23 protein-coding genes and 1 pseudogene are annotated in these 25,082 nt (G+C 69.6%); 13 read left to right on the top strand and 11 right to left on the bottom strand.

Going from position 1 to position 25,082, the window contains the following annotated elements; translation table 11 throughout:
• Positions 1–29 precede the first annotated feature (29 nt).
• Both rpsD and AC1RSK_RS23770 read right to left on the bottom strand, forming a co-directional pair.
• The gene (gene rpsD, locus AC1RSK_RS23775; protein WP_492910172.1) at positions 30–647 is read right to left on the bottom strand and encodes a 30S ribosomal protein S4; all 618 of its coding nucleotides are present in this window, start codon (positions 645–647) and stop codon (positions 30–32) included.
• Positions 648–821: 174 nt separating this feature from the next.
• Complete coding sequence (locus AC1RSK_RS23770; RefSeq protein ID WP_492910171.1) at positions 822–1,568, bottom strand: lysozyme inhibitor LprI family protein; 747 nt, start codon at positions 1,566–1,568, stop codon at positions 822–824.
• Positions 1,569–1,746: 178 nt separating this feature from the next.
• On the opposite strand from AC1RSK_RS23770, the gene AC1RSK_RS23765 reads away from it, so the two are divergent.
• Together AC1RSK_RS23765 and AC1RSK_RS23760 are read left to right on the top strand one after the other, a co-directional pair.
• Positions 1,747–3,192, top strand: a complete 1,446-nt coding sequence (locus AC1RSK_RS23765) for an FAD/NAD(P)-binding protein (protein WP_492910170.1) — start codon at positions 1,747–1,749, stop codon at positions 3,190–3,192.
• An 81-nt stretch (positions 3,193–3,273) separates the two neighbouring features.
• Positions 3,274–5,034, top strand: a complete 1,761-nt coding sequence (locus AC1RSK_RS23760) for a S41 family peptidase (RefSeq protein WP_492910169.1) — start codon at positions 3,274–3,276, stop codon at positions 5,032–5,034.
• Here the strand turns inward: AC1RSK_RS23760 and fghA are convergent.
• Entirely contained in the window at positions 5,031–5,858 is an 828-nt protein-coding gene (gene fghA, locus AC1RSK_RS23755) for an S-formylglutathione hydrolase (protein WP_492910168.1), read from the bottom strand. The genes AC1RSK_RS23760 and fghA overlap by 4 nt on opposite strands.
• A 151-nt stretch (positions 5,859–6,009) precedes the next feature.
• On the opposite strand from fghA, the gene AC1RSK_RS23750 reads away from it, so the two are divergent.
• The 4 genes from AC1RSK_RS23750 to AC1RSK_RS23735 are packed head-to-tail and all read left to right on the top strand — an operon-like array spanning position 6,010 to position 9,670.
• Complete coding sequence (locus AC1RSK_RS23750) at positions 6,010–6,498, top strand: hypothetical protein (protein ID WP_492910190.1); 489 nt, start codon at positions 6,010–6,012, stop codon at positions 6,496–6,498.
• Positions 6,491–7,171, top strand: coding sequence for a PspA/IM30 family protein (locus AC1RSK_RS23745; RefSeq protein WP_492910167.1), 681 nt, complete (start codon positions 6,491–6,493; stop codon positions 7,169–7,171). The genes AC1RSK_RS23750 and AC1RSK_RS23745 overlap by 8 nt, the downstream gene beginning before the upstream one ends.
• Before the next feature lie 15 nt (positions 7,172–7,186).
• Positions 7,187–7,810, top strand: coding sequence for a YqiJ family protein (locus AC1RSK_RS23740; RefSeq protein WP_492910166.1), 624 nt, complete (start codon positions 7,187–7,189; stop codon positions 7,808–7,810).
• 12 nt (positions 7,811–7,822) lie between these two features.
• Entirely contained in the window at positions 7,823–9,670 is a 1,848-nt protein-coding gene (locus AC1RSK_RS23735) for a flotillin family protein (RefSeq protein WP_492910165.1), read from the top strand.
• 117 nt (positions 9,671–9,787) lie between these two features.
• On the opposite strand, the gene AC1RSK_RS23730 is transcribed toward AC1RSK_RS23735, so the two are convergent.
• The 4 genes from AC1RSK_RS23730 to AC1RSK_RS23715 all read right to left on the bottom strand — a co-directional run bounded on the left by AC1RSK_RS23730 (position 9,788) and on the right by AC1RSK_RS23715 (position 14,647).
• Entirely contained in the window at positions 9,788–10,897 is a 1,110-nt protein-coding gene (locus AC1RSK_RS23730) for an S-(hydroxymethyl)glutathione dehydrogenase/class III alcohol dehydrogenase (protein ID WP_492910164.1), read from the bottom strand.
• Positions 10,898–10,927: 30 nt separating this feature from the next.
• Positions 10,928–12,079 (bottom strand): NAD(P)H-dependent flavin oxidoreductase, encoded by a 1,152-nt coding sequence (locus AC1RSK_RS23725; protein WP_492910163.1) that lies wholly within the window; start codon positions 12,077–12,079, stop codon positions 10,928–10,930.
• Between the two features lie 235 nt (positions 12,080–12,314).
• On the bottom strand, positions 12,315–13,658 hold the full coding sequence (locus tag AC1RSK_RS23720; protein WP_492910162.1) for a DUF1254 domain-containing protein: 1,344 nt from the start codon (positions 13,656–13,658) through the stop codon (positions 12,315–12,317).
• 203 nt (positions 13,659–13,861) lie between these two features.
• Positions 13,862–14,647 (bottom strand): RNA methyltransferase, encoded by a 786-nt coding sequence (locus AC1RSK_RS23715; RefSeq protein ID WP_492910161.1) that lies wholly within the window; start codon positions 14,645–14,647, stop codon positions 13,862–13,864.
• Positions 14,648–14,712: 65 nt separating this feature from the next.
• Here AC1RSK_RS23715 and bla point away from each other — a divergent pair, with 65 nt between their 5' ends.
• Complete coding sequence (bla, locus tag AC1RSK_RS23710; RefSeq protein ID WP_492910160.1) at positions 14,713–15,720, top strand: class A beta-lactamase; 1,008 nt, start codon at positions 14,713–14,715, stop codon at positions 15,718–15,720.
• A gap of 40 nt (positions 15,721–15,760) precedes the next feature.
• Here the strand turns inward: bla and AC1RSK_RS23705 are convergent, their stop codons facing one another.
• A complete protein-coding gene (locus tag AC1RSK_RS23705) occupies positions 15,761–17,782 on the bottom strand; it encodes an elongation factor G (protein WP_492910159.1) in 2,022 nt (673 codons plus the stop codon).
• Between the two features lie 353 nt (positions 17,783–18,135).
• Between AC1RSK_RS23705 and AC1RSK_RS23700 the strand changes: the two genes are divergently transcribed.
• Positions 18,136–19,572 carry a flavin-containing monooxygenase gene (locus AC1RSK_RS23700; RefSeq protein ID WP_492910158.1) on the top strand — a complete coding sequence of 479 codons (1,437 nt, stop codon included), beginning with the start codon at positions 18,136–18,138 and terminating at the stop codon, positions 19,570–19,572.
• Positions 19,573–19,713: 141 nt separating this feature from the next.
• Here the strand turns inward: AC1RSK_RS23700 and thiS are convergent, their stop codons facing one another.
• Positions 19,714–19,914 (bottom strand): sulfur carrier protein ThiS, encoded by a 201-nt coding sequence (thiS, locus tag AC1RSK_RS23695; protein WP_492910157.1) that lies wholly within the window; start codon positions 19,912–19,914, stop codon positions 19,714–19,716.
• A 65-nt stretch (positions 19,915–19,979) separates the two neighbouring features.
• Between thiS and AC1RSK_RS23690 the strand changes: the two genes are divergently transcribed.
• The 4 genes from AC1RSK_RS23690 to aat all read left to right on the top strand — a co-directional run bounded on the left by AC1RSK_RS23690 (position 19,980) and on the right by aat (position 23,133).
• Positions 19,980–20,429 (top strand): type II 3-dehydroquinate dehydratase, encoded by a 450-nt coding sequence (locus AC1RSK_RS23690; protein ID WP_492910156.1) that lies wholly within the window; start codon positions 19,980–19,982, stop codon positions 20,427–20,429.
• Between the two features lie 31 nt (positions 20,430–20,460).
• Complete coding sequence (accB, locus tag AC1RSK_RS23685) at positions 20,461–20,970, top strand: acetyl-CoA carboxylase biotin carboxyl carrier protein (protein WP_492910155.1); 510 nt, start codon at positions 20,461–20,463, stop codon at positions 20,968–20,970.
• A 5-nt stretch (positions 20,971–20,975) separates the two neighbouring features.
• On the top strand, positions 20,976–22,319 hold the full coding sequence (gene accC, locus AC1RSK_RS23680; protein ID WP_492910154.1) for an acetyl-CoA carboxylase biotin carboxylase subunit: 1,344 nt from the start codon (positions 20,976–20,978) through the stop codon (positions 22,317–22,319).
• A 166-nt stretch (positions 22,320–22,485) separates the two neighbouring features.
• Complete coding sequence (gene aat, locus AC1RSK_RS23675; protein WP_492910153.1) at positions 22,486–23,133, top strand: leucyl/phenylalanyl-tRNA--protein transferase; 648 nt, start codon at positions 22,486–22,488, stop codon at positions 23,131–23,133.
• On the opposite strand, the gene AC1RSK_RS23670 is transcribed toward aat, so the two are convergent.
• Positions 23,097–23,684, bottom strand: a complete 588-nt coding sequence (locus AC1RSK_RS23670) for a DUF2155 domain-containing protein (RefSeq protein WP_492910152.1) — start codon at positions 23,682–23,684, stop codon at positions 23,097–23,099. The two genes, aat and AC1RSK_RS23670, sit on opposite strands and share 37 nt — an antisense overlap.
• 2 nt (positions 23,685–23,686) lie before the next feature.
• Positions 23,687–24,085, bottom strand: coding sequence for an NADH:ubiquinone oxidoreductase subunit NDUFA12 (locus AC1RSK_RS23665; protein WP_492910151.1), 399 nt, complete (start codon positions 24,083–24,085; stop codon positions 23,687–23,689).
• 388 nt (positions 24,086–24,473) lie between these two features.
• On the opposite strand from AC1RSK_RS23665, the pseudogene AC1RSK_RS23660 reads away from it, so the two are divergent.
• Positions 24,474–25,082, top strand: a pseudogene (locus tag AC1RSK_RS23660) (TSCPD domain-containing protein); the annotation flags it as partial.

Below are 25,082 nucleotides of genomic sequence, written 5' to 3'. Positions count from 1 at the left end.
GCCCTCGATCTCTTGGTCCGATCCGACGCTTACGAGGCGTAGAATTCGACGACCAGGTTCGGCTCCATCTTCACCGGGTACGGCACTTCGGCCAGTTCCGGCGCGCGGACGAAGGTCGCGGCGAAGGCGCGCAGGTCCACGGTGACGTAGTCGGGGTGGTCACGCTCGGACGAGCCGAGAGCTTCCAGAACCAGGGCCATGCTGCGCGACTTTTCACGCACCGAGACGACGTCGCCCGGCTTGACGCGGTAGCTGGCGATGTTGACGCGCTTGCCGTTCACCAGCACGTGGCCGTGGTTGACGAACTGGCGGGCGGCGAACACGGTCGGCACGAACTTGGCGCGGTAGACGATGGCGTCCAGGCGGCTTTCCAGCAGCGCGATCAGGTTTTCCGAGGTGTTGCCCTTGCGGCGGGCGGCTTCTGTGTAGGTCTTGGCGAACTGCTTCTCGGTCAGGTTGCCGTAGTAGCCCTTGAGCTTCTGCTTGGCCTTCAGCTGCAGGCCGAAGTCGGAGACCTTGGACTTGCGGCGCTGGCCGTGCTGGCCGGGACCGTAGGAACGCTTGTTCACCGGGGATTTCGGACGGCCCCAGATGTTTTCACCCATCCGGCGGTCGATTTTGTACTTGGCGCTATGGCGCTTGGACATGAGTCACTCATCTATTTCGATCCGGGCCGGCGCCCCCGCTAGTGGGAGCACGATCTCAACGGCGGCTACGGATCACCCGTCATGTAATCCATCACCGTCCGGCGGGGCCGGCGGCGTGGAAGGCGCGGTGTATGACGGCGCGGACGCACCAAGTCAAGGCTTGGGAAGCCGCCGTCAGCCGTCGACGGGCTCGGTTTCCGCCGGCGTGGTTTCATCGCTGACCGTCAGCGGCCGGCCGAGCGTCGGCGACCAGTCGATCAGCCGCTGCATGGTCGGGCCCTGCACCGCCACCACGATCTTCTTCTCGCTGATCGAGCGGATTTCCACCGCCGCCCCCTCGATACCGCCGCCGAGCGACGGCGCCACCGGCTGGGCCGCGTTGGCCTCGGCCAGCCAGTCGGCCATCCTGGCGTTGAGGGCTCGCTCGCCCGGCGTCGCCGGGTCGGCCAGCTGGTCGAGCAGCAGTCGCCGGCCGGTCCGCCGCAGCAACGGCCCGTCCGGCGCGGGTGAGATCTCGTAGCGGGTCAGGGTCAGGATCGCCGGCCCCTTCCCAAGGCTGGCCTCGAGGTCGGCGGTGCGCTGGTCGTAGGCCCATTCGAGACAGATCGGATCCTCGGCGCAGGCCTTGCGCGCATAGCTCAGGAAGGAGCGCTGGCCCTCCAGCAGCCGGTGTCGCTGACCGGCCGGAAACTTCGCCATCTGGTTTCGATAGCTCTGGGCCATCCGCTGGTCCGCCGTCGCCAGGCCCGGGTTCTCGCAGGCCATCCGCTCGACCGAGGCCTTGGCTTTGGCGCAGTCGAAACTGGGCTTCGGCGGCGGCGCGGCCGCGACCTCCACCACCGGCGCGGCGGCCTTCAGCGCCGGTGGCGCCGGCCGCTCACAGGCCCCCAACACCGCCGCGAGCGAAGCCGCGGCCGTCACAAGACAAACCTTCCTTTTCATGGTTGTTCCGCCAGGAAGCCCGGCCGGTCCATCCGGCCGTCGCTCCAAGAACGATGTTCATCGCTTCCCCTTTTGTTCCGCAAGTCACCGCTGCGTGTCCGGCGCCTTGTTTTGCCGCCTTCCCCTGCGCAAAGTCGCCGCGAGCACGGGAATCGCCATGGCCGACACCACTTCGCCCCTCCGCACGGTCGCCATCGTCGGCGGCGGCTTCAGCGGGACGTTGCTGGCCCTGAAGCTGACGGCGGCGAAACCGGCCTGGCGTATCCTGCTGGTCGACCCGGCGGTGCGGCCTGGGCGCGGCCTGGCCTACGGGGCCTGCGAGCCCTACCACCTGCTCAACGTGCCGGCCCACCGCATGGAGACGGGCCTCACCCCGCCGTTCCAGGACTGGCTGTCCGGCGCCGGCCACCACCTCGACGAAGCCCTGGTCGAAAGCGAGGGCGTCCTGGCCGACGCCTTCCTGCCGCGCGGCCTGCTCGGCGACTACCTGCAGGAACGCCTGGAAGACGCCCGGGCGGAAGACGACGGCCCCGGCCTGGCCACCATCCGGGGCGAGGCGGTGGCCCTGCTCGATCCGCCGCGCCGGGGCGTGCGCCTGCTCGACGGCCGCGAGATCGCCTGCGAGCTGCTGGTGCTGGCCACCGGCAACCTGCCGCCCCGCGCGCCCCTGCCCCACGACGCCTGGCTGCACGATCACCCCGCCTTCGTCCCCGACCCCTGGGCGCCGCGCGCCCTGGCCGGCGGCGACCCCGAAGCGCCGATCCTGATGCTGGGCACCGGCCTGACCATGGTCGACGTCGCCCTCAAGCTGGCCGCCGAGGGCCAGAAGGGGCCGATGTTCGCCGTCTCCCGGCGCGGCCTCGTTCCCACGCCGCACAAGGCCGGCGGCGCCTGGTCGCCGTTCGTCGCGCCGCTGCTGCCGGCCTCGCCGCTGATGCTGACCCGGGCCATCCGCGCCGCCGCCGCCCAGGCCGAGCGGCAGGGCACGCCCTGGCAGCGGGTGATGGACGCCGTCCGCCCGGCCATCGCCCGGGTCTGGGAGACCTGGACCCCGCGCCAGCGCCGCCAGTTCCTGCGCCACCTGCGCCCCCGCTGGGACGTCCACCGCCACCGCATGGCGCCGCGCGTCGCCGCCCGCCTGGACGCCCTGCTCGAAAGCGCCGCCTTGACCGTGCTCGGCGGCCGGGTGGTCGAATGGACCCGCCGCAAGGGCCAGGTTTCCGCCCGCCTGCATCTGCGCGGCCTGAAGACCGAACAGACCCTGACCGTGGCCAGGGTGATCAACTGCACCGGCCCACGCAGCGACCTGGACCGCCTGGCCAACCCGCTGTTCGCCGACCTCGCCCGCCGCCGCCTGATCCGCCCCGACCCGCTGGGCCTGGGCCTGGAGAGCGACGACTGCGCCGTGCAGGACATCGACGGCCGCGCCTCCGACTGGCTCTACGCCGTCGGTCCGCTGACCCGCCCGGCCCTCTGGGAAGTCACCGCCGTCCCCGAGATCACCGCCCAGATCGACCGCCTGACCCACGAACTGGCCCAGGACGCTGAACGGCCGAAGGCCCCCCTGGCCGAGACCTTCATCGACATGGGCGCGGGGATTTAGCGGCCGCGCGACACGGCGCCGGCCGCATCCTAGCCGCAATCGACACCACTACTCGCATGGCGTGAGTTCGGGGGAGGAATGATGCGCCATCGATTCATTGCGAGTCTCGCCGCCGCCCTTGTGCTGCTGACCGGTCAGAGTCAGGCCCGGCAGCCATCAGTGGTCGCCGATCCCACCCCGGCCGTCGGCATCGAGGCGCCCCGCGCCCTGACCGCCCGTGGTCAACGCAACGTGGAAGCCTTCGCCCGCCTCTACGGCTACGTCCGCTTCTTCCACCCGAGCGAGGAGGCCGTCGAGGCCGATTGGGACCGTCTGGCCCTCGCCGGCGTACAGCATGTTGAAGGCGCCAAGAACGACCTGCAGCTGGCCGCCGCGCTGCGGGAGGTCTTTCTGCCTGTCGCGCCGACCCTGGTCATCCAACCCGGCGCAGCGCCGCCGCCGACCCTCCCGGCGGCGGCCAAGCAACTGGCCTGGACGCACGAAGGCCTGCAGTTCGATCCGAAAAACACCTATGTCAGCCGGCGCGGTCCGCCGCCGCCCGGCATGGCCCCCGACGCGGCCGTGACCCTGGACCTCGGCGGCGGCGTGGTCGCCCGGATGCGCCTCGTCCTGCCGGCCACCGGCGCCCCGGTCGTGACCCGGCCGGTGCTCAGACCCGAAAAGCCGGACGGCTTCTCATACAGCGGGGACGATCGGGCGACGCGATTGGCCGATGTGGTCATCGCCTGGAATGTGTTCCAGCACTTCTACCCCTACTTCGATGTCGTCCAGGCGGACTGGCCGGCGGAGCTGTCCCGGGGGCTCAAGGCTGCGGCGACGGACAAGGACGCCTTCGCCTTCGAGACCACCCTTCAGCACCTCGTCGCCGCCCTTCACGACGGCCATGGCCGCGCCAACCTGCCGCGAAAGACGCGGCTCCTGCCGGTCTACTGGGAGATGGTCGAGGGCCAGCTGGTCATAACCGAGGCGGTCGCCGACAAGGCCGCCGGTCTCAAGGTCGGGGATGTGGTGCTCGCGCTCGATGGCCGGCCGGTCAAGGAAGCCATCGCCGATGAGGCCCGCCTGATCTCCGCTGCGACGCCCCAATGGCGGCTCGCCCGGGCGCTGCGCATGCTGAGCGAGGGCGAGACCGGCGATACCGCCGTCCTGCAGGTCCGCAAGGCCGACGGCGCCGTCGTGGAGGTCACCCTGACCTATGAGCTGTTCGGCAAGACGGCGCCGCATCTCACCGAGACCCGGCCACCGCCAGTCAGTGAGCTGCGGCCCGGGCTGCTTTACGTCGACCTTGAGCGCGTCTCCGCTGACGACCTGATCGCCGTGCAAGATCAGCTGTTCACGGCCAAGGCGATCATCTTCGACATGCGCGGCTATCCCACCGCCGGCGCCCGCTGGCTGCTGCCCCATCTCAGCGACAAGACGCTCTATTCCGCCCACTGGAACGTGCCGATCGTGACCAGACCCGACCGCCAGGGCTGGGGCTGGCGGCAGACCGGCCGTTGGGAACTCAAACCCGAGGCGCCGGTGATCACCGCCAGGCAGGTCTTCATGACGGACGGCCGGGCGATCAGCTTTGCGGAGTCCGTGATGGGCATTGTCGAGGCCTATCGGCTGGGCGAGATCGTCGGAAGTTCGACCGCTGGGACCAACGGCAACATCAACCCCTTCACCCTGCCGGGCGGCTATCGCCTGTTCTGGACGGGGATGAAGGTGACCAAACACGACGGCTCGACGCACCACGGGGTCGGCATCCAGCCGACCATTCCGGTGGAACGCACGATCGCGGGCGTCCGCGCGGGCCGGGACGAATACCTTGAGGCGGCGATCAAGGCCGCTGGCTTCTAGAGCCGGGCCGCGTGCCAGGCGATATGGTCGGCTATGAAGCTGGTCATGAAGAAGTAGCTGTGGTCGTAGCCCGGCTGGCGGCGAAGGGTCAGTTTCTGGCCGGCGGCGGCGCAGGCGGCTTCCAGCAGCTCGGGTTTCAGCTGACCTTCGAGGAACTGGTCGCCCAGGCCCTGGTCGACCAGGATGTCGTCGAACCTCGCCGCGCCGGCCTCGATCAGCAGGCAGGCGTCATGGTCCGCCCAGGCCCCGCGACCCCCGCCGAGATAGGCGGTGAGGGCCTTCTCGCCCCAGGGACAGCGGGTCGGCGAGACGATCGGCGCGAAGGCCGACACCGATCTGAACAGGTCCGGGTGGCGCAGGGCCAGGGTCAACGCCCCGTGGCCGCCCATGCTGTGGCCGAACACGCCGCGCCGCGCCGGATCGGTCGGGAAGGCCCCGTCGACCGCCGCCAGCAGGTCCCGCGTGATGTAGCTCTCCATCCTGAAGTGCGGCGCCCAGGGCGCCTGGGTGGCGTCGAGATAGAAGCCCGCCCCCTGCCCCAGGTCGTAGGCCGGATCGTCGGCCACGCCCTCGCCGCGCGGGCTGGTGTCCGGCGCGACGATGATCACCCCGTGCTCGGCCGCCGCGCCGTAGGCGCCGGCCTTGGTGGTGAAATTGTCCTCGGTGCAGGTCAGGCCCGACAGCCAGACCAGCACCGGGAACGGCCCCTCGCCCGGCGGGACGAAGATGCTGAACTTCATCGGCGTGCCGGTGGCCGCGCTGTCGTGGCGGCAGTAGCTCAGCGCGCCGCCGTGGACGCGGTGGGTGGCGGTGATCTCGGGCATGCGGGCTCCTGCGATAGCGCCTCTTCCTAGACGATCCGCGGCTGATCCGGCACGGCAAAATCCTCGCCGAGGACAAACGCATGACAGATGTTTACAAACGTCTGACACATGTTAACGTCCACCCATGGTCGGTCTTAACAAGCCCCTGAGCGTGCGATTGGCGGATGACGACGCGGTCTTCCTGGCCGCCCTGCGCATCGACGACGCCATCACCGCCAGCGACAAGGTCCGGGCCCTGATCCGCCAGGCCCGCCAGCGCGCCGACACGCCGGAAGGCTACGGCGGCGCCCTGGCCGTCAGCCGCGACCTGCTGGCCGAACCGGCCCAGGCGGTGCGTGAGGCCGAGGACCGGGCCGGCGCCCATTCCGGCGTCGTCCGCACCCTGCTCAGCGAAGCCGAGGAGCTGCTGGCCGTCGCCCTCGCCGCCCCGGCCGAGATCCGCTCGGGCGAGCCGCACGACCTGGCCCGCTACGAGGCGCGGCTGGTCGAGCGCGCCGCCCGCATCGCCGAACAATTGCTGCGCTGGTCGGTCACCCCGACCGCCCCCGCCTACGACCCGGCCGTGGTGTCGCGACGCATCGCGGCCCTGGCCGATCTCATCGCGCTTCACACCCCCAAGAAGGAGTCCTCCCATGGCTGACAGCCTTGGCGCCCGCGTCGGCCGCATCGTCAGCGCCAGCGCCCATGCCCTGGTCGACCAGGTCGAGGGCGCCATGCCCGACGCGGTCATGCAGCAGACCCTGCGCGAGATCGACGCCGCCATCGACGAGGTGCGCACCGAACTGGGCAAGGCTATCGCCTCGCGCCACCTGGCCAGCAAGCGGCTGACCGAACAGAGCAGCCGCCACGAGGACCTCTCCGAACAGGTCGAGATCGCGCTCGGCCAAGGCCGCGAGGACCTCGCCAAGGCCGCCATCGAAAGCCAGCTCGACATCGAGGCCCAGGTCCCGGTGCTGGAGAGCACCGTCGCCGACACCGCCAGTCGCGAGCGCGAGCTGGAAGGCTACGTCGCCGCCCTGCAGGCCAAGCGCCGCGAGATGGAGGAAGGTTTCCAGTCCCTGCTCGCCGCCCGAAAGTACGCCGCCGAACAGGTCGGCGCCGCCCCGGCCGGCGGCAACGGCCCCGGTGTCGCCCGCCGCATCGACGACGCCACCACCGCCTTCAACCGCGTCATGGCCCGGGAGGGCGGCTCGGGCGTCGGCCGACTGGACCGGGGGCTGGACTCCCGCCTGGCCGAACTGGATCGTCTGTCGCGCCAGAACCGCGTCGAGGAGCGGCTGGCTTCACTGCGTGCTAAGGTCGGCAAAGCCTAACAGGGGATAGCGTCGATGTGGGGGTTTCTGACGGCCGGGGGCAATGTGCCCTTCGTCGCCGCCTTGTTGCTGATGATCCTGCTCGGGGCCGTGGAGGCCCTGGGCCTGGGCGGCGCGCTGTCGGGCGACGGCGAGGGCGAGCTCATCGACGGCGAAAGCCCCTCCATCCTCTCCTGGCTCAACATCGGCCGCCTGCCGCTGCTGATGCTGATCGTCGTCTTCCTGTTCAGCTTCGGCATGACCGGAGTGATCGGCCAGCGGCTGCTGCACGCCATCGCCGGCGTCTACGCTCCCTTCTGGATCTCCGTCCCGCTCGGCCTGCTGGCCGCCCTGCCCCTGACCCGCGTCTTCGGCCGCTGGGTCGCCCGCATCATGCCCCGGGACGAGACCACCGCCGTCTCCCGCGACAGCCTGGTCGGCCGGGTGGCCGCCATCGTCACCGGCGAGGCCCGCACCGGCTCCGCAGCCCAGGCCCGGGTCCGCGACGAGCACGGCCAGGTCCACTACGTCATGGTCGAGCCCGACGACGAGGGCGAGACCTTCAAACAGGGTGACAGCGTCATCCTCGTCCGCATGGCCGGCGCCAAATTCTACGCCATCGCCAACACCAGTCCGTCGCTGCGCGACGCCATTGTCTAACCAGGAACAGTCATGACCGGCTTACCCGCCATCTTCGAAATCCTCATCCTGGCGGGCCTCGGCCTCGTCGGCCTGCTCATCCTCGGCCTCATCGTGGCGCGGCTCTACAAGCGCGCCTCCAAGGAGACCTCCTTCGTCCGCACCGGCTTCGGCGGCGAGAAGGTGGTGATGAACGGCGGGGCGCTGATCATCCCGATCCTGCACGAGACCATCCCGGTCAACATGAACACCCTGCGCCTGGCCGTGGAGCGCAAGAACGAGCAGGCCCTGATCACCAAGGACCGCATGCGCGTCGACGTGCTGGCCGAGTTCTACGTGCGGGTCCAGCCCAGCTCCGAAGCCATCGCCTTCGCCGCCCAGACCCTGGGCCAGCGGACCATGCATCCCGAGCAGCTGAAGGACCTGATCGAGGGCAAGTTCGTCGACGCCCTGCGCTCGGTCGCGGCCGAGATGACCATGACCGACCTGCATGAACAGCGCACCCACTTCGTCCAGAAGGTGCAGCAGGTCTCCAGCGAGGATCTGCTCAAGAACGGCCTGGAGCTGGAAACCGTGTCGCTGACCGGTCTCGACCAGACGGCCATGGAGTATTTCAACCCCTCCAACGCCTTCGACGCCGAGGGCCTGACACGGCTGACCGAGGAGATCGAGCGGCGCAAGAAGATGCGCAACGACATCGAGCAGGACACCCAGGTCCAGATCAAGAACAAGAACCTGGAAGCCCAGCGCCAGACCCTGACCATCACCCGCGACGAGGAATACGCCAAGCTCGAGCAGGAGCGGGAGATCGAGATCCGCCGGGCCGAACAGTCCGCCGACGTCGCCCGCCAGCAGGCCGAGAAGGCGCGCGAGGCCGAAGGCGCCAAGATCACCGCCGAGCAGGAGATCGAGCAGGCCAAGATCGAGGCCGAGCGCAACGTCGGCCAGCAGCGCATCGCCATGGAACAGGAGCTCAAGGAGCGCGAGATCTCCAAGGAGCGCGCCGTCGAGACCCAAAACATCGAGAAGGCCAAGGCCATCGAGCTGTCGGAGCAGGACCGGGCCATCGCCGTGGCCGAGAAGTCCCGCGACCAGTCCAACGCCCAGGCCCAGGCCGACAAGGCCCTGGCCCTGGCCGTCCAGGCCGAGGAACAGGTCAAGACGGTGCGGGAACGCGAAGCCGCCGACCGCCAGAAGATCATCGAGCTGATCGAGGCGTCGAAGGAGGCCGAACGCGCCGCCATTGGCATCAAGGTGGCGGCCGAGGCCGAGAAGGTGGCCGCCAGCGACCAGGCCGAGGCCCAGCGCGAAATCGCCCGCGGCGCCGCCGACAAGACCAAGATCGAGGCCGAGGCCTCCGCCGAGGCTGTCCGCGCCGCCGCCGAGGCCTCGCGCGTCCGCTACGAGGTCGACGCCGCCGGCGCCAAGGCCATCAACGAGGCCGCCAACCTGCTGTCGGCCGAACAGGTGGCCATGCAGATTCGCATCAAGCTGATCGAGAACCTCGACCGGATCATCGCCGAGTCGGTCAAGCCGATGGAGAACATCGACAGCATCCGCATCGTCCAGATGGACGGCATGAACGGGGCCGGCGGCGCGGCCAGCGCCGAGGCCGGCTCAAACGGCGGCAACCTGGCCGACCAGGTGGTCTCCGGCGCCCTGCGCTACCGCGCCCAGGCCCCGCTGATGGACCAGCTGATGGCCGAGGTGGGCCTCAGCGGCGGCGACCTCAACGGCCTGACAGCCGCCCTGCGCACCGCGCCGCCGGCGCCCGAACCGGAACCCGCGCCGCCCGCCAAACGTCGCAAGAGGGCCGCCGAACCCGTCGCCTCGGAAGAGGACGCCGAGACCGAAGAAACCGGGGACGACGCCGACGCCTAGCGGCAGAGCCTTTCGGGGGCGAAGGGAGGGGTCGACGGTTCGCCGGCCCTCTTTTCGTTCACTCCAAACCACCGCTCATCCCGGCGAATGCCGGGATGAGCGGATTTGTGGGGGAGCCTAAAACACCACCACACTGCGAATGCTCTCGCCCGCGTGCATCAGGTCAAACGCCTCGTTGATGCGTTCCAGCGGCAGGGTGTGGGTGATCATCGGGTCGATCTCGATCTTGCCGTCCATGTACCATTCGACGATCTTCGGGGTGTCGGTGCGGCCGCGGGCGCCGCCGAAGGCCGTGCCCTTCCAGACCCGGCCGGTGACCAGCTGGAACGGCCGGGTGGCGATCTCCTTGCCGGCCTCGGCCACCCCGATGATGATGCTCTCGCCCCAGCCCCGGTGGCAGGCCTCCAGCGCTTGGCGCATGACCGTGACATTGCCGGTGGCGTCGAAGGTGTAGTCAGCGCCGCCGTCGGTCAGGGCGACCAGATGGGCGACGATGTCGCCGTCGACGTCCTTGGGGTTGACGAAATGGGTCATGCCGAAGCGGCGGCCCCACTCCTCGCGGGCCGGGTTGATGTCGACGCCGATGATCATGCCGGCGCCGACCATCTTCAGCCCCTGGATGACGTTCAGGCCAATGCCGCCCAGGCCGAAGACGATGCAGTTGGCCCCGGCCTCGACCTTGGCCGTGTTGACCACCGCGCCGACCCCCGTGGTGACGCCGCAGCCAATGTAGCAGGCCTTGTCGAAGGGGGCGTCCTTGCGGATCTTGGCCACCGCGATCTCGGGCAGCACCGTGTGGTTGGCGAAGGTCGAGCAGCCCATGTAGTGGGCGATCGACCGGCCCTTGTAGGAGAAGCGGCTGGAGCCGTCCGGCATCAGGCCCTTGCCCTGGGTGGCGCGGATGGCGGTGCAGAGGTTGGTCTTGCGCGACAGGCAGCTTTTGCACTGCCGGCATTCGGGCGTGTAGAGCGGGATGACGTGGTCGCCGGGCACGACGCTGGTCACCCCGGGCCCGACCTCCAGCACCACGCCGGCCCCCTCATGGCCGAGGATCGAGGGGAAGATGCCTTCGCTGTCCAGACCGTCGAGCGTGTAGGCGTCGGTGTGGCAGATGCCGGTGGCTTTGATCTCGACCAGCACCTCGCCGGCGCGGGGCCCCTCCAGGTCGACCTCCACGATCTCCAGCGGCTTCTTGGCTTCGAAGGCGACGGCGGCGCGGGTCTTCATGGACGGAATCTCCTTTGATCGGAGCGTAACCTAGCGTCTGTCGCCGTCCGGTCCATGGGTTCGCGCATGGAGAGCGGCGGAAACCTGCCGCGCCTCCTCCCACCATATCTGGACGAGGTCCGCCGCCCGGCCAGCGCGGGTCAGGCTGACACCCTGCCCCGCCCACAGCGACAGCACCTCGGCGTCGCCGAGCCGGCCGGCGGCGGCGCGCAGGTCGCGGGTCAGGCGGTTCTGCACCGGATAGGCCGGGACCTCGCCCTCGATGGGCCGCATCGTCCGCATGAAGTCGTTCTCGATACCCCGCGCGTTGCGGCCGGTGAAGGCTCGGGTGACGGCCGTGGCGTCGTCGGTCACCGTCTCGATCCGGCCCCGCCACGGCTTGCTGATCGTCGCCTCCTCGGCCAGCAGGAAGGCGGTGCCCATCTGCGCCGCCGCCGCACCGAGGCTCAAGGCCGCCGCCACCCCGCGCCCGTCCATGATGCCGCCGGCCGCGATCACCGGCAGGTCGACGGCCGCGCGGATAGTGGCGACCAGGGCCATGGTCCCGACCAGGCTGCCCGGGCCAGGCTTGAGGAACTCGCCGCGATGACCGCCGGCCTCGGCCCCCTGGGCGCAGATGGCGTCGGCCCCGACCGCCGCCCAGGCCCGCGCCTCGGCCACCGTCGTCGCCGTGCCGACCACCAGGGTTCCGGCCGCCTGCAGCGCCGCCACCTGATCGCGCGTCAGCACATCGAAGGTGAAGCTGGCCAGCGGCGGGGCGGCGGCCAACAAGGCCGCGAACTGGGCCACGAAGTCGGGGGCGTAGTCGTTCGGCGGGGCTGGCAGCGCGATGCCCAGGCGGTCATGCCAGGGGGCCAGCCGCTCCAGCGCCTCGCTGACCACGGCCGGGTCGGGCGCCGCCGGCCGGGCGATCAGCAGGTTGACCCCGAAGGGCCGGTCGGTCGCCGCCTTCAGGGCCGCGATCTGCTCGGCGATGTCCTCCGGCGCCAGGGCCCCGGCGGCGAGTGAGCCCATGCCGCCGGCCTGCGTCACCGCCAGGGCCATGGCCGGGCCGGAGGCGCCCAGCATCGGGGCCTGGATGATGGGGATGGTGAGGGCGGCGAACAGCTCGGAGGCGGTCATCGGGGGAAGATGGGGCCTGGGGGCGGCGGGCGGAAGGATCAGCTTGTCGAAGCGGTCCATTATAGCAGAAACGCCGCGCGCTGAATTCCTATTTTATGTGTACTTTCAACGTATTATAGCCAAGTTGAAACCAACCTTGGGACGGCTGGCCGTGCCGTTTCGACCCATCACTGTCCTACCGGCCGACCACCCTGGAACCACCGTCAAACAGTCGGGCGGCGGCTGCCTGAAAACAACGGCCCGTCGGACCTCGTTTGGATATGTCTAGACATATTCATCGAGGGAAACGGAGGGGTCAGACGGCGACCATCTCCGGCATCCGCCAGGCGCCGCTGAGCAGCTCATGATCCGGCAGATAGCCGCGCCAGGTCACCGTCCACGGCCCGGCCTTGGGGGCCGGCAGCCAGTTGGCGCTGCGCATCCCCCCGGGATCGATGCGTCCGACCCAGATGTCGAGGCCGCCGTCGGCGCGCCGCTTCATGCCCTTGGTGCGGTCGCCCACGGCGTAGCGCTTGAGGGGGTTGTCGGTGAAGAAGTACTGACCGTCGGCCGTCGCCTCATACATCGACAGCGACCAGAAGGCCCCGACCGGAACCTTGGCCGGCAGACTGAGCCGGTAGAGCTTGTCGCTGTGGAACAGGCCGTCCTTTTCGCCGGTCGGGCGCAGATAGACCGCCTCGGCCACCGGCAGGGCGCCGAGGCCGCCGAGCGCCACGGCGGCGCGGTAGACATAGTCCTGGCCATAGTCGCCCAGGTTGCTGCGCGGGTAGCTCCAACCGTTCACCGGCTTGTCGCGGCCGAAGCCGCCGCCGATCAGCTTGCGGGCCTCGGCGATGCCGGCGTCGATCTGCGCAGCCCGCTCCGCCGCGACCGAGGGCGACCTGGCAAGCCGCGCCGGCGGCGGGCTGGCCAGGAATTCCGAGCACCGCCGCAGGATATTCAGGTCGGTCGCGGGCGGGCGGTTGTCGAAGAGCAGATGCCGGACGCTTGAGAAATAGTCCTCGGCCGGCGCCGCCCTGTCGGCATAGGGGTCATACGAGCTGGCCGCGCCGCCAGACAGCTTGAAGCCCCGCAGCAGCGATTGCACCTGGGCGACATCCTCCGGCCCATCGACCAGGACTCGCGCCAGCACCCAGGCTTGGCGGGTCGCGATTCGGACCGGGCGGGGCGTCTCGTCGCTGACCATGTCCTTGGGCCAGGGATCGGCGTCGTCCGGTCCCGTCAGGGCGAAAGAGCCACCGGCGGCTCCCACCGTGCGGCTGCCGAGCACCGCATTGTTGTTTGTGAACATGTCCATGACCGCCACCGACCAATAGCGGTCGCCCATCGGCGGCACGGTGAGGATCACCGGGCCCTGGCTGAGGTCGATCCAGGCGGAGAGGTACAGGGTGTCGTTGTTGGGGGTCGTGACCTGGCGGCTCTGGTGGGTCGCAAGCGCCCGGCCGCCGACGAACCGGTTCATCGGCGCGCCGGCCTTCAGGTGGCGCGCCCGGGTCGTGGCCATCTCGATCAGTGGCAGGCCGTAGATCCAGGCGTCCCGCGCGGTCGCCTTCAGATCGCCGCCCTGGCCGAACGCGGGTCCCGCCAGCCCGGCCAGTCCAAGGCCGCTGAGGCCCAGCATCAGCTCCCGACGATTCATCCGCGCCTCCTCTTGTTGAGCGGAATGTAACCGTACGGTTTCATTCTGCCAAGACGACTCCACACATCCGATCATCCCGACGAAAGTCGGGACCCAGCTGGCAAGCTGCGTGCTGGTTCAGCTCTGATGAGCGCCAGAGCCTGTTCCGCCGGTGGACACTGGGTCCCGACTTTCGTCGGGATAATCGGATGTGTGTGGGGAGGTTACTCCTGCTTCCCCTCAGCCGCCGCCTTCTGCGCCGCCAGCTTGGCCAGCACCCGGCCGCGCCCCTTCGACAGCGCCGTGACCACGCCGCGGAAGGTGCGCACCTCCTGCTCGGTCATCTGGGCCTTGCCCAGCGCCACGCGCAGGTTGCGGATCATCGACGGCCGCTTGGCCGGCGGGTGGAAGAAGCCGGCCTCGTCCAGCTCCGCCTCCAGCTGTTCGTACAGACCCATCATCGCCTTCTGGTCGGCCGGCGGCAGGGCGTTGTGGGCGAAGGCCTGGCGCGGTCCCTCGTCGATGGTCAGCCGCCATTCGTAGGCGTTAAGCGCCACCGCCTGGGCCAGGTTCAGCGAGCGGAAGCGCTCGTCGACGGGAATGGTGACGATGGCCTGGCAGAGGGCGATGTCATGCGTCTCCAGCCCCGCCCGCTCGCCGCCGAACAGCATGCCGACCGCCTGGCCGGCCGCCACCCGCTCGTGCAGGTCGGCCGCCGCCTGGCGCGGGGTGATCACCGGCAGCTGGGTCTCGCGCGGCCGGGCGGTGGTGGCGAACACCAGGGACAGGTCGCCGATCGCCTCGGCCAGGGTCTCGAACACCTTGGCCCCGTCGAGCGGCCAGTTTGCCCCCGAGGCGCTGGCCCAGGCCCGGTCCTGCGGCCAGCCATCGCGCGGCCGGACGAGGCGCAGCTCCGACAGGCCGAAATTGGCCATCACCCGGGCGACGGCCCCGATGTTCTCGGCCAGCTGGGGTTCATTGAGGATGACGACGGGGGGGCGGGAAGACATGGCGGCTTCCTACTCCACACTGGCCCGCGCTGTCGAACCGGCCGCTCGCGCGTTAGGGTCACGCCATGCGCCTCATCCTCCTCGCCACCGTCCTGCTGCTCGCCGCCTGTGGCGGCCAGACCGACACCGTCGCCAAGACCCCGCCGATCCGGATCAAGGTGCTCGACAAGGGCATCACCCAGCTGGCCGACCGCGCCGATCCGGGCCGGCTGGAGGTGGCGGTGCAGAATATCGACGGCGGCGAGATCTGGGCCCGCAACGCGGTGCAGACCTTCCCGATGCAGAGCGTCTTCAAGGCTCCGCTCGGGGCGGTGGTGCTGGCCGAGGCGGACGCCGGGCGGCTGTCGCTGGACGAGGTCATCACCATCAGCGACATGGAGCTGTCGCCCCAGCTGAGCCCCATCGCCCTGGCCTGGCCGGGGCGCACGACCTACACGGTGCGCGAGCTGCTCACCGCCGCCGTGCGCGACAGCGACAACACCGCCGCCGACGTCCTTATGCGCCGCGTCGGCGGGCCCGGCGCCCTGAAGTCGTGGCTGGTCGAGAAGGGCATCGTCGGCCTGCGCATCGACCGCTATGAGCGCGAACTGCAGGTCGAGGCCGTCGGCATGCCCTCCTTCCGCCCGGCCTGGCGCACACCGGAGGCCTTCGAGGCGGCCAAGCAGGCCGTGCCCGAAGCCGAGCGCCGCGCCGCCTGGGCGGCCTATGCCGAAGACCCTCGCGACACCACCACGGCGTCCGGCTCGCTCAACTTCCTGCGCCAGCTGTCGACCGGCCAGCTGATCTCGCCGGCCTCGACCAGCCTGCTGCTGGGGCTGATGACCGAGACCAAGACCGGCCAGAACCGGCTGAAGGCCGGCCTGCCCGAAGGCGCCAGCCTGGCCCACAAGACCGGCACGTCCGGGACCAACTTCGGGATCACCGCCGCCACCAACGACATCGGCATCCTGACCCTGAAGGACGGGCGCAAGTACGCCGTGGTGGTGATGCTGGCGGATTCGCCGGCCGACCTGAAGACGCGCGAAGGCATCCTGGCCGAGGCGATGCGGGTGGTGGCCAAGGCGGTGGAGTAAAATCCTCCTCCGGGCGCGCAGCGCACGGGGGAGGAATTGCCTAAGCGCCCGCCCGCGACACCACCTCCTCGGCCTTGCGCCCGGTCAGTTCCACCCGGTGGTCGAACTCCGCCTCGAAGGCCCCCAGGCCTTGCGTCATCGAGCGCAGGTCGATGATGAAGTCCTGGCGCTCGGCGTGCGGCATGCAGACCTCGATGCGGTCCCAGCCCGGCCAGCCGTCGCGGGCGTCGTAGCCCAGGATCTGGCCGCGCTTGTTCGACAGGGTCGAGGTGATCCGCGCCGTCGCCGTGTTGGGCGCATAGATGGTCAGCTTCTCGATCGGCTCCAGCAGGATCGGCGAGGCCGCCGCCAACCCCTCGCTCATCCCGATCCGGCCCGCGGTTCGGAAGGCCATTTCGGAACTGTCGACCGGATGCCAGCTGCCATCCACCAGGGTCACCGCCACATCGACCACCGGGAAGCCCAGCGGCCCCTTCTCAAGCGCGTCGCGCACCCCCGCCTCGACGGCCGGAATCCACTGCTTGGGCACCACCCCGCCGGTGATCCGGTCGCTGAACTGGAAGCCCTCGCCGCGGCCCAGCGGCCGGATTTCCAGCAGCACGTCGCCGAACTGGCCATGGCCGCCGGTCTGCTTCTTGTGCCGGCCGCGCTGGGTGACCGCCTTGCGGATGGTCTCCTTGTAGGGCGTGGTCGGCGCATGGCTGGAGACCTCGACGCCATAGCGGCGCTTCAGCCGCTCCAGGGCGATGCGCAGATGGGCCTCACCCTGCCCGGCCAGCCGCATCTCATGCAGCTCGCCGTCGTGCACCAGGTGCAGGCCGGGGTCCTCCTCCAGCAGCTTGGTCAGGGCGCCCGACAGCCGCACGTCGTCCTTGCGGTCGCGGGTCTCGATGGCGATCTCATAGACCGGGAAGCGCATCGTCGCCGACACCGCCGAGCGGCCCGCCGACTTGCCCACCCCCAGCAGGTCGCCGGCGTGGGCCTCCTCGACTTTGCCCAGGGCCACGACGTCGCCGCAACGGGCCGACGACACCTTCTTGGTCGTCTGCCCCATCACCTGGAACAGGCCGCTGACCCGGCCCTTCTCGCCGTCGGCCATGGTCAGGTCCGAGCCGTCGGCCAGATCGCCGCCCAGCACCCGGGCATAGGTCAGCTTGCCGGCCTGGCCGGCATGGCTGGTCTTGACCACATAGGCCGCCGGCCCCGAGGCCCCCAGCCGCTGGGCCGCCGCGTCGGGTTCGGGCGCATCATGGCGCAGCGCCTTCAAGAGCCGCCGCACGCCGCAGCCCTGCAGGGCCGCGCCGAGGAAGACCGGGGCGATCTGGGCGGCGCGGGTCTCGGCGATGATGTCGGCGAACACGGCCCCAAGGTCCGGCGTCTCATCCGACAGCAGCTGTTCCATCAGGGCGTCATCGAAATCGGCCATCTGTTCGAGCATGTGGAAGCGGGCGTCGGCCTCCTCGGTCTTCAGGTCGCCGGGGATGTCGACCTGCTCGGAGGCCTTGCCGGGCCGGTAGACGAAGGCCCGCTCCAGGGCGAGATCGATGAAGCCGGTGACGTGCTCGTCCTTCCAGATCGGCAGCTGGCGCGCCACCACCGGCGCGGCCGACACCGGCTGCAGGGCTTTCAGCAGTTCGTCGACATTGGTCCGCGCCTGGTCGATGCGGTTGACGAAGATGGCGCGGGGGATGCCCAGCCGCTCGATCTCCTTCAGCCAGGGCTGGGCGAGAATCGCCTTGTCGGGTTCGGAATCGATGACCAGCAGGGCGAGATCAGCGCAGGCCAGGGCGTGGTCGGCCTCGGCGCGGAACTCGACGGACCCGGGGCAGTCGATGAGGGCGTATCGGTCGTCCATGAAATCAAAGCTGGCGATGTTCAGCTCGACGGACTGCCCGGCCGCCTTGGCCTCGGGACTGCCGTCGCCCACCGAGCCCTGCCCCACCGGGGACTGGCGATCGGTGGCGCCCGCCGCATGCAGCAAGGCTTCGAAGAGTGTGGTTTTTCCCGCGCCGTTCGGACCGACAAGGACAATGGTCCGGACGGCGCCTGCCTTTCTACCCATGGAGTAACCTCCCACCTTTAGGCGGCGAGGCCTCGCGGCCCGGCCGCGGTTGTAAGGGTCAAGGAAGGGCCAGACCGGCCCTTCACGAACGCCACTTCACGCCTGTGTGCACCGCAGCAGCAAGCTCCCTTCCTTCAGGTCACGCTTTCGGGATCGACAGCACTGCGTCATGCTCCCTCAAAAGAGCGGAACACCCCCACTCCGATCATCCCGACGAAAGTCGGGACCCAGTGTCCACGCTGCTTCAGAAGAGACCTGTGCTTTGCGCAGCGACCCTCATCCGCTGGCGGCCTCTGGGTCCCGACTTTCGTCGGGATGATCGGATGATGGGGTAAGGGGCGGAGGGAACGGACTTGGCAGAGTTGGACGCCATCATCATCGGGGCGGGCTTCGGCGGCCTGTGCGCCGCCATCAAGCTGAAGGAAGCTGGCCTCAAGCGGCTGGTGGTGCTGGAGAAGGCCGACCGCATCGGCGGCACCTGGCGCGACAACACCTACCCCGGGGCCTGCTGCGACGTCCCCTCGCGGCTCTATAGCTACAGCTTCGCTCTCAACCCCGGCTGGACCCGCGCCTACAGCGGCCATGCCGAGATTCGCCAGTACATGGAGGACGTCGCGATCCGCTTCGGCGTCCGCGACAAATTCCGCTTCAACGCCGAGGTCGAGCGCGCCGACTGGAACGGCGCCGCCTGGACCGTCACCCTGAAGGGCGGCGAGACCCTGACCGCGCCGGTGCTGGTCTCGGGCCTTGGCCAGCTCAACCGGCCAAGCTTCGCCGGCATCCCCGGCCGCGAGGCCTTCCAGGGCGAGAGCTGGCACAGCGCCCGCTGGCGCCACGACGTCGACTTAGCGGGCAAAACGGTCGGCTGCATCGGAGCCGGGGCCAGCGCCATCCAGTACATCCCCGAGCTGGCCAAGACCGCCGGCAAGGTCATCGTCTTTCAGCGCACCCCCAACTACGTCGTCCCCCGCCTCGACAAGGCGATGACGCCCCTGCGCCGCGCCCTCTACCGCTTCCTGCCGGGCCTCGACCGCGCCCACCGCTGGCTGGTCTGGAAGATGATGGACGCCCGCTTCCAGGCCTTCAGACAGGGCACCAAGGCGGCGACCGACTTCAAGAAGGTGGCCACCGACTACCTGGAAGCCACCGTCGCCGACCCGGCCCTGCGCGCCAAGCTGACGCCGGACTACCCGATCGGCTGCAAGCGCATCCTGGTCTCGGACGACTACTACCAGGCCCTGGTGCAGCCGAACGTCGAGCTGGTCACCGAGGACGTCAAGGCGATCACGGCCGACGGCGTGCGCACCGGCGACGGCGCCGAGCACGCCTGCGACGTGCTGGTCTTCGGCACCGGCTTCGAAACCACCGACTTCCTGGCCCCCCTGGCCATCCACGGCGAGAACGGTCTATCGCTGGACGAAGCCTGGAAGGACGGGGCCGAGGCCTACTACGGCGTGACGGTGGCGGGCTTCCCCAACCTCTTCCTGCTCTACGGCCCCAACACCAACCTCGGCCACAACAGCATCATCCTGATGATCGAAGCCCAGGTCGGCTACATGGTCGAGGCCCTGAAAGCGGCGAAGGGCAAGGCCTTGAAGGTCAAGCCGGACGCCCAGGCGCGGTTCAATGCCCAGCTGCAGGCGGACCTGTCGGACACCGCCTGGGCCGGCTCCTGTTCCAGCTGGTACAAGACCGCCTCCGGCAAGATCACCAACAACTGGAGCGCGGATACGGCGACCTACATCAAGGTGATGAAAGCGCCGGTGATGGCGGATTACGAGGTGTCCTAACCCCCACACTCCGATCATCCCGACGAAAGTCGGGACCCAGCTGGCAAACCAGAAGACAGGCTGGCGCTGATCGGAGCTGACCCGTTTACGTTGGTGGACACTGGGTCCCGACTTTCGTCGGGATGATCGGAAGGGGGGTGGTCACCCACCCCCAATAAACGTCACGATCTCGATCCGGTCCCCGTCGATCACGGGCGTGTCGCCATAGGTCGAGCGCGGCACGATTTCGAGGTTTCGCTCCACCGCGACCTTCCTCGGATCGAGCTCCAGAGCGGCCACCAGGGCCGCGACGGTCGCCACGTCCTCAAACGTCTGTTCTTCGCCGTTCAGCTGTATCCGCATGCCTGCGCTTGTTACCCCGGCCTCGTGGCGATACAAGGCCCGTCTTGAATCGACGGCGGGGCCGGATGCCGAAACCGATCTTTGTTTTGAGCGGGCCCAATCTCAACCTGCTTGGGACACGCGAACCCGAAATCTATGGATACGACACCCTGTCGGATATCCACGACCGCTGCGCCGCGCGCGCGGCCCAGTTCGGGCTGACCATCGAGGCCCGCCAGTCCAACCACGAAGGCCAGCTGATCGACTGGGTGCAGGAAGCGCGGACCAGCGCCAGCGCCCTGATCATCAACCCGGCCGGCTATGGTCACACCTCCGTGGCCCTGCTGGACGCGCTGAAGACTCTGGCTATTCCGGTGGTGGAATGCCACCTGTCGAACCCAGCGGCGCGCGAGGCGTTCCGCAAAACAACCTATGTTTCGCTCGCGGCGACCGGCATCGTGTCCGGATTCGGCGCGGCGAGTTACGAACTGGCGATCGAAGCCGCCGCCGGCCTTGTCGGCGCGACCCGCTCGTAAGCTTAAAGACCAAGAAGCAAGGCTTATCCTGATGTCCAATACCCCGGCCGACGACTCCGCTGAGCACAGCGCCGCCATCGACACCCGGACCGTCCGCAAGCTTGCCGACATCCTCAAGAGCACCGGCCTGACCGAAATCGAGGTGGAACGCGGCGACCTGCGCATCCGCGTCGCCCGTGAGGTCACCGTCGCGGCCGCGCCGCAAGCCTCCTATGTCGCCGCCCCGGCTCCCGCCGCGCATGCGCCGGCCGCCGCTCCCGCCGCCGCGCCGGCCGAAGCGGCCCCGGCCGCCCCCGCCGCCCGCAAGGGCGACGAGGTCAAGTCGCCGATGGTCGGCACCGTCTACCTGCAGCCGCAGCCCGGCAGCCCGGCCTTCATCAAGGTCGGCGACAAGGTCGGCGAGGGTCAGACCCTGCTGATCGTCGAGGCCATGAAGACGATGAACCCGATTCCCGCCCCGCGGGCCGGCGTCGTGATCGAGATCCTGGTCGGAGACTCCCAGCCGGTCGAGTTCGGCCAGCCCCTCGTCATCATCGAGTAGTGGCCGTGTTCGACAAGATCCTGATCGCCAACCGGGGCGAAATCGCCCTCCGCATCCACCGCGCCTGCAAGGAGATGGGCATCGCCACCGTGGCGGTCCACTCCGAGCCCGACGCCAACGGCATGTGGGCCCGCCTGGCCGACGAGAGCGTCTGCATCGGCCCGGCCCCGGCGGCCAAGAGCTATCTGAACATCCCCTCGATCATCGCCGCCGCCGAGATCACCGGCGCCCAGGCCATCCACCCCGGCTACGGCTTCCTGTCGGAAAACGCCCGCTTTGCCGAGATCGTCGGCACCCACGGCATGACCTTCATCGGGCCCAAGCCCGAGCACATCCGCATGATGGGCGACAAGATCAGCGCCAAGCAGGCGGTCAAGGACGCCGGCATCCCCGTGGTCCCCGGCTCCGACGGGGCCGTGACGACGGAAGAAGAGGCCTTCGCGGCGGCCAAGGAGATCGGCTTCCCGGTCCTCATCAAGGCGGCCGCCGGCGGCGGCGGCCGCGGCATGAAGGTCGCCAAGACCCAGGAAGACCTCTACGAGGCCGTCTCCACCGCCCGCAGCGAGGCCCGCGCCGCCTTCGGCGACGACGCCGTCTACATGGAGCGCTACCTCCAGAAGCCGCGCCACATCGAAATCCAGGTGGTCGCCGACAGCCACGGCAATGTCGTCCACCTGGGCGAACGCGACTGCAGCCTGCAGCGCCGCCACCAGAAGGTGCTGGAAGAGGCCCCCTCCCCGGCCCTGGGCGCCGCCGACCGCAAGAAGATCGGCGACACCGTCGTCGAGGCCATCCGCGCCATCGGCTACCTGGGTGTCGGCACCATCGAGTTCCTGTGGGAGGACGGCGAGTTCTTCTTCATCGAGATGAACACCCGCCTGCAGGTCGAGCACCCGGTCACCGAGGCCATCACCGGCATCGACCTGGTGCGCGAACAGATCCGCGTCGCCGCCGGCCTGCCGCTCAGCTTCACCCAGGCCGACGTGGTCTTCGAAGGCCACGCCATCGAATGCCGCATCAACGCCGAGAACCCGCGCACCTTCACCCCGTCGCCGGGCAAGGTGACGGACTTCCACGCGCCGGGCGGCCTCGGCGTGCGCCTCGATAGCGGCCTCTACGCCGGCTATTCGATCCCGCCCTACTACGACAGCCTGGTCGGCAAGCTGATCGTCCACGGCCGCGACCGCGCCGAATGCATCGCCCGCACCCAGCGGTGCCTGGGCGAAATGGTCGTCAGCGGCATCGAGACCACCATCCCGCTGTTCCAGGACCTGCTCCAGAACGACGACATCCGGGGCGGCGACTACAACATCCACTGGCTGGAAAACTGGCTCAAAGCGCAGGGCTGACCCCCTTCCAAACACCGATCATCCTTCCAAATTCCGATCATCCCGACGAAAGTCGGGACCCAGTGTCCACCGTCGCTTGGGATTAGACCTGTGCTTTGCGCGCCTGCCCGGCACCGCTCGCGGCCCCTGGGCCCCGACTTTCGTCGGGGTGATCGGTAGGGGGAGCGTGGACGACACCTTCACCCCCGAAGACCTGATCGCCTGCTACCAGCGCGGCGTCTTCCCGATGGCCGACTCGCGGGACGACGACGGCGTCTTCCTGATCGACCCGCAACGACGCGGCGTCCTCCCCCTCGACGGTTTCCGCCTGTCATCGCGCCTCGCCCGCACCGTCAAATCAGACCGCTACGACGTCCGCATCGACACCGCCTTCGCCCGCGTCGTCGACCTCTGCGCGCAGGCCGCGCCGGGCCGCGAGGATACCTGGATCAACCCGGCCATCGAACAGCTCTACGGCGTCCTCCACCGCCGCGGCCAGGCCCACAGCGTCGAGACCTGGCAAGAGGGCCAGCTGGTCGGCGGCCTTTACGGCGTCTCACTGGGCGGAGCCTTCTTCGGCGAAAGCATGTTCTCGCGGGCCCGCGACGCCAGCAAGGTGGCCCTCGTCCACCTGGTGGCGCGGCTGAAGGTCGGCGGCTACCGCCTGCTCGACTGCCAGTTCGTCACCGACCACCTGACCCAGTTCGGCGTCGTCGAGATCCCACGCGCCGAATACCACAGGAGGCTGGCGCAAGCGCTTGACGTAAAAGGCGATTTTCGCCGCTTCGAAGGCGGCGCTCAGCCCGCCTTGCAGGCGATCAGCCAGGCGTCATAGACCGGGTGCTGCAGGGGGTTCAGCCCCGGCGACGAGGCGAACATCCAGCCGCGGAACACCTGCCGGGTCGGCGGGCTCGGCCGGCCGGGCTGCGGCTTGGGCGAAGAGTCGACCAGCAGATAGGCGGCCGATTCCGGCGCCGTCTCGTCCGGCGCGGCGCTCTCGCAGGCCCGCACGGTGAAGACCAGCGACTTGTAGCGGACCGATTCGCCGACCGGCACCTCGAAGCGCAGGGTCTCGGCGGTCACCTTGTCCAGCGCCTGGATGATGGCCGAGCCGGAGCGCACCCGCTTCAGCGGCTCGACCGGCTTGGCCTCGGCGGCCTTGGCCTTGGGGGCCGGCTTGGCGTCGGGGATCGGCACGATCGGCACCGGGGCCGAAGGCGGCGCGATCACCGGCGGCTGCGGCGCGACATCGGCCGGCGGCGGCTCTTCGGGCGCCGGCGCGCTGGGCGGCGCCTTGGGCTGCGGCGGCGAGGCGCTGTTCTGAGCGCTGGCCACACCGGCCAGCGTCAGGCTCATCGCCGCCAGGATGCGGACAGCAGCCTTCATGCCTATTCCGGAGTCCAGGGCAGATAGTCGCCGGTCGCCTTGTCACGCTGGCCGTCGCCGGCGATCGAGCCCTTGGGCCGCCAGGCGTGGACGGTGCCGGTCAGGTTCGGCCGGTGCTCCTTCTCCCACGACTGGCGCGGCAGCGGGGCGATGGTCGGCGGCTCGTCGAAGGTGTAGCGCAGCCAGCCATGCCAGTCGGGCGGCACCTTCGAGGCCTCGGCATAGCCGTTGTAGATCACCCAGCGCCGCTTGCGACCGACGTCGTAGCTGTCCTTGTCGTCGCGGGCTTCGTAGTAGGTGTTGCCGTAGTCGTCCTGGCCGATCTTCACGCCACGGCGCTTGATGTGGAACGTCTGCCCCAGCGTGGCGCCGTTCCACCAGGTAAAGATCGCTTTCAGCACAGGAGAATCCGTAAGGCGGGAGGGGTCGAACTTCGGCCGGAACATAGAGGGCGTAAGGGGAAAGTGGAAGCGGCATCGGGCGGAGGCGCGCGCCTCCCTCCCCTTTATGGGGAGGGACAGCGAGGCGAAGCCTCGCAGGGTGGGGAACTCAGGTTCAAGCGCGAACGTCGACAGGTCTTGGGATACCAAGACAACCGGCTCTGGGCGCGCGGCATCCGACTTCCCCACCCTGGCGGCTTTGCCGCCTGTCCCTCCCCATAAAGGGGAGGGAGCGCGATGCCGGTGACGCAACATCTTGTGGATGACCCTACGCCGCACCCCATCATCTATTGCTTGCACCCGCCCCGCGCCCTACCCTGCCCGCCTCAGCGTGGGAGCTAGCGGGCGTATGCGTTTCGAGCGGCGGCGAGCCAAGGCCGCGGGGCCGGAAGTCGAGCTTCGCACCCTGGAGGGGCCCAGCGCCCTGACCGGCGTGCTGGCCCCGGTCAGCTGGCCGAGCGCCCGGGTCCAGGCCTGGGCCGACTGGGCCGAGACGCTGGCTGAACCGGCCCTGGCCGAAGACCTGCCCAACGTCCTGAACCAACCCCTGACCCCCATCGGCCTGCTTGGCGGCGGCCCGGCCCGCAAGGCCCAGGACCTCGCCAACCGGGGCTGGACCGCCGGCCTGTTCGCCCGCCCCACCGACGCCGGCGCCTTCCGCGACGAGCTGTTCGCCCTGATGAGCCACGGCGTCGCCGCCTTCGCCAGCCCAGCCCGCGCGGCGCCCCTGCCTGTCCTCGACCTCGCCGCTCCCGACGCCGACCGCCGCCTGGCCGCCTTCGCCGCCGACATCGCCGCCCACGACCTGGCCGCCCCGGCCCTGCGCACCCTGACCGAGCGGCTCGCCGCCGTCAGCGACGCCGTGCGCCGCTGCGAGGGCGACGCCTCGGCCTGCGCCGACCCGTCCGCCAATCCCGCCCTGGCCCGCATGGCCCGCGCCGCCCGCGCCGCCGGGGCC

The organism is Caulobacter sp. GW821-FHT11A05 (assembly GCF_058809015.1).
Note: the sequence above shows the minus strand (reverse complement) of the source record. Positions and strands in the feature narration are given on the sequence as shown.

Bases quoted from the DNA above. Each gene is read 5' to 3' on its own strand.
- AC1RSK_RS23760 (WP_492910169.1), top strand. From the start codon at position 3,274: ATGCGCCATCGATTCATTGCGAGTCTCGCCGCCGCCCTTGTGCTGCTG.
- AC1RSK_RS23735 (WP_492910165.1), top strand. From the start codon at position 7,823: ATGACCGGCTTACCCGCCATCTTCGAAATCCTCATCCTGGCGGGCCTC.
- AC1RSK_RS23670 (WP_492910152.1), bottom strand. From the start codon at position 23,684: ATGAAGGCTGCTGTCCGCATCCTGGCGGCGATGAGCCTGACGCTGGCC.
- rpsD (WP_492910172.1), bottom strand. From the start codon at position 647: ATGTCCAAGCGCCATAGCGCCAAGTACAAAATCGACCGCCGGATGGGT.
- AC1RSK_RS23725 (WP_492910163.1), bottom strand. From the start codon at position 12,079: ATGGACCGCTTCGACAAGCTGATCCTTCCGCCCGCCGCCCCCAGGCCC.
- fghA (WP_492910168.1), bottom strand. From the start codon at position 5,858: ATGCCCGAGATCACCGCCACCCACCGCGTCCACGGCGGCGCGCTGAGC.
- accB (WP_492910155.1), top strand. From the start codon at position 20,461: ATGTCCAATACCCCGGCCGACGACTCCGCTGAGCACAGCGCCGCCATC.
- AC1RSK_RS23715 (WP_492910161.1), bottom strand. From the start codon at position 14,647: ATGTCTTCCCGCCCCCCCGTCGTCATCCTCAATGAACCCCAGCTGGCC.
- AC1RSK_RS23745 (WP_492910167.1), top strand. From the start codon at position 6,491: ATGGCTGACAGCCTTGGCGCCCGCGTCGGCCGCATCGTCAGCGCCAGC.
- AC1RSK_RS23705 (WP_492910159.1), bottom strand. From the start codon at position 17,782: ATGGGTAGAAAGGCAGGCGCCGTCCGGACCATTGTCCTTGTCGGTCCG.
- AC1RSK_RS23730 (WP_492910164.1), bottom strand. From the start codon at position 10,897: ATGAAGACCCGCGCCGCCGTCGCCTTCGAAGCCAAGAAGCCGCTGGAG.
- AC1RSK_RS23720 (WP_492910162.1), bottom strand. From the start codon at position 13,658: ATGAATCGTCGGGAGCTGATGCTGGGCCTCAGCGGCCTTGGACTGGCC.
- AC1RSK_RS23765 (WP_492910170.1), top strand. From the start codon at position 1,747: ATGGCCGACACCACTTCGCCCCTCCGCACGGTCGCCATCGTCGGCGGC.
- AC1RSK_RS23690 (WP_492910156.1), top strand. From the start codon at position 19,980: ATGCCGAAACCGATCTTTGTTTTGAGCGGGCCCAATCTCAACCTGCTT.
- bla (WP_492910160.1), top strand. From the start codon at position 14,713: ATGCGCCTCATCCTCCTCGCCACCGTCCTGCTGCTCGCCGCCTGTGGC.
- AC1RSK_RS23740 (WP_492910166.1), top strand. From the start codon at position 7,187: ATGTGGGGGTTTCTGACGGCCGGGGGCAATGTGCCCTTCGTCGCCGCC.
- thiS (WP_492910157.1), bottom strand. From the start codon at position 19,914: ATGCGGATACAGCTGAACGGCGAAGAACAGACGTTTGAGGACGTGGCG.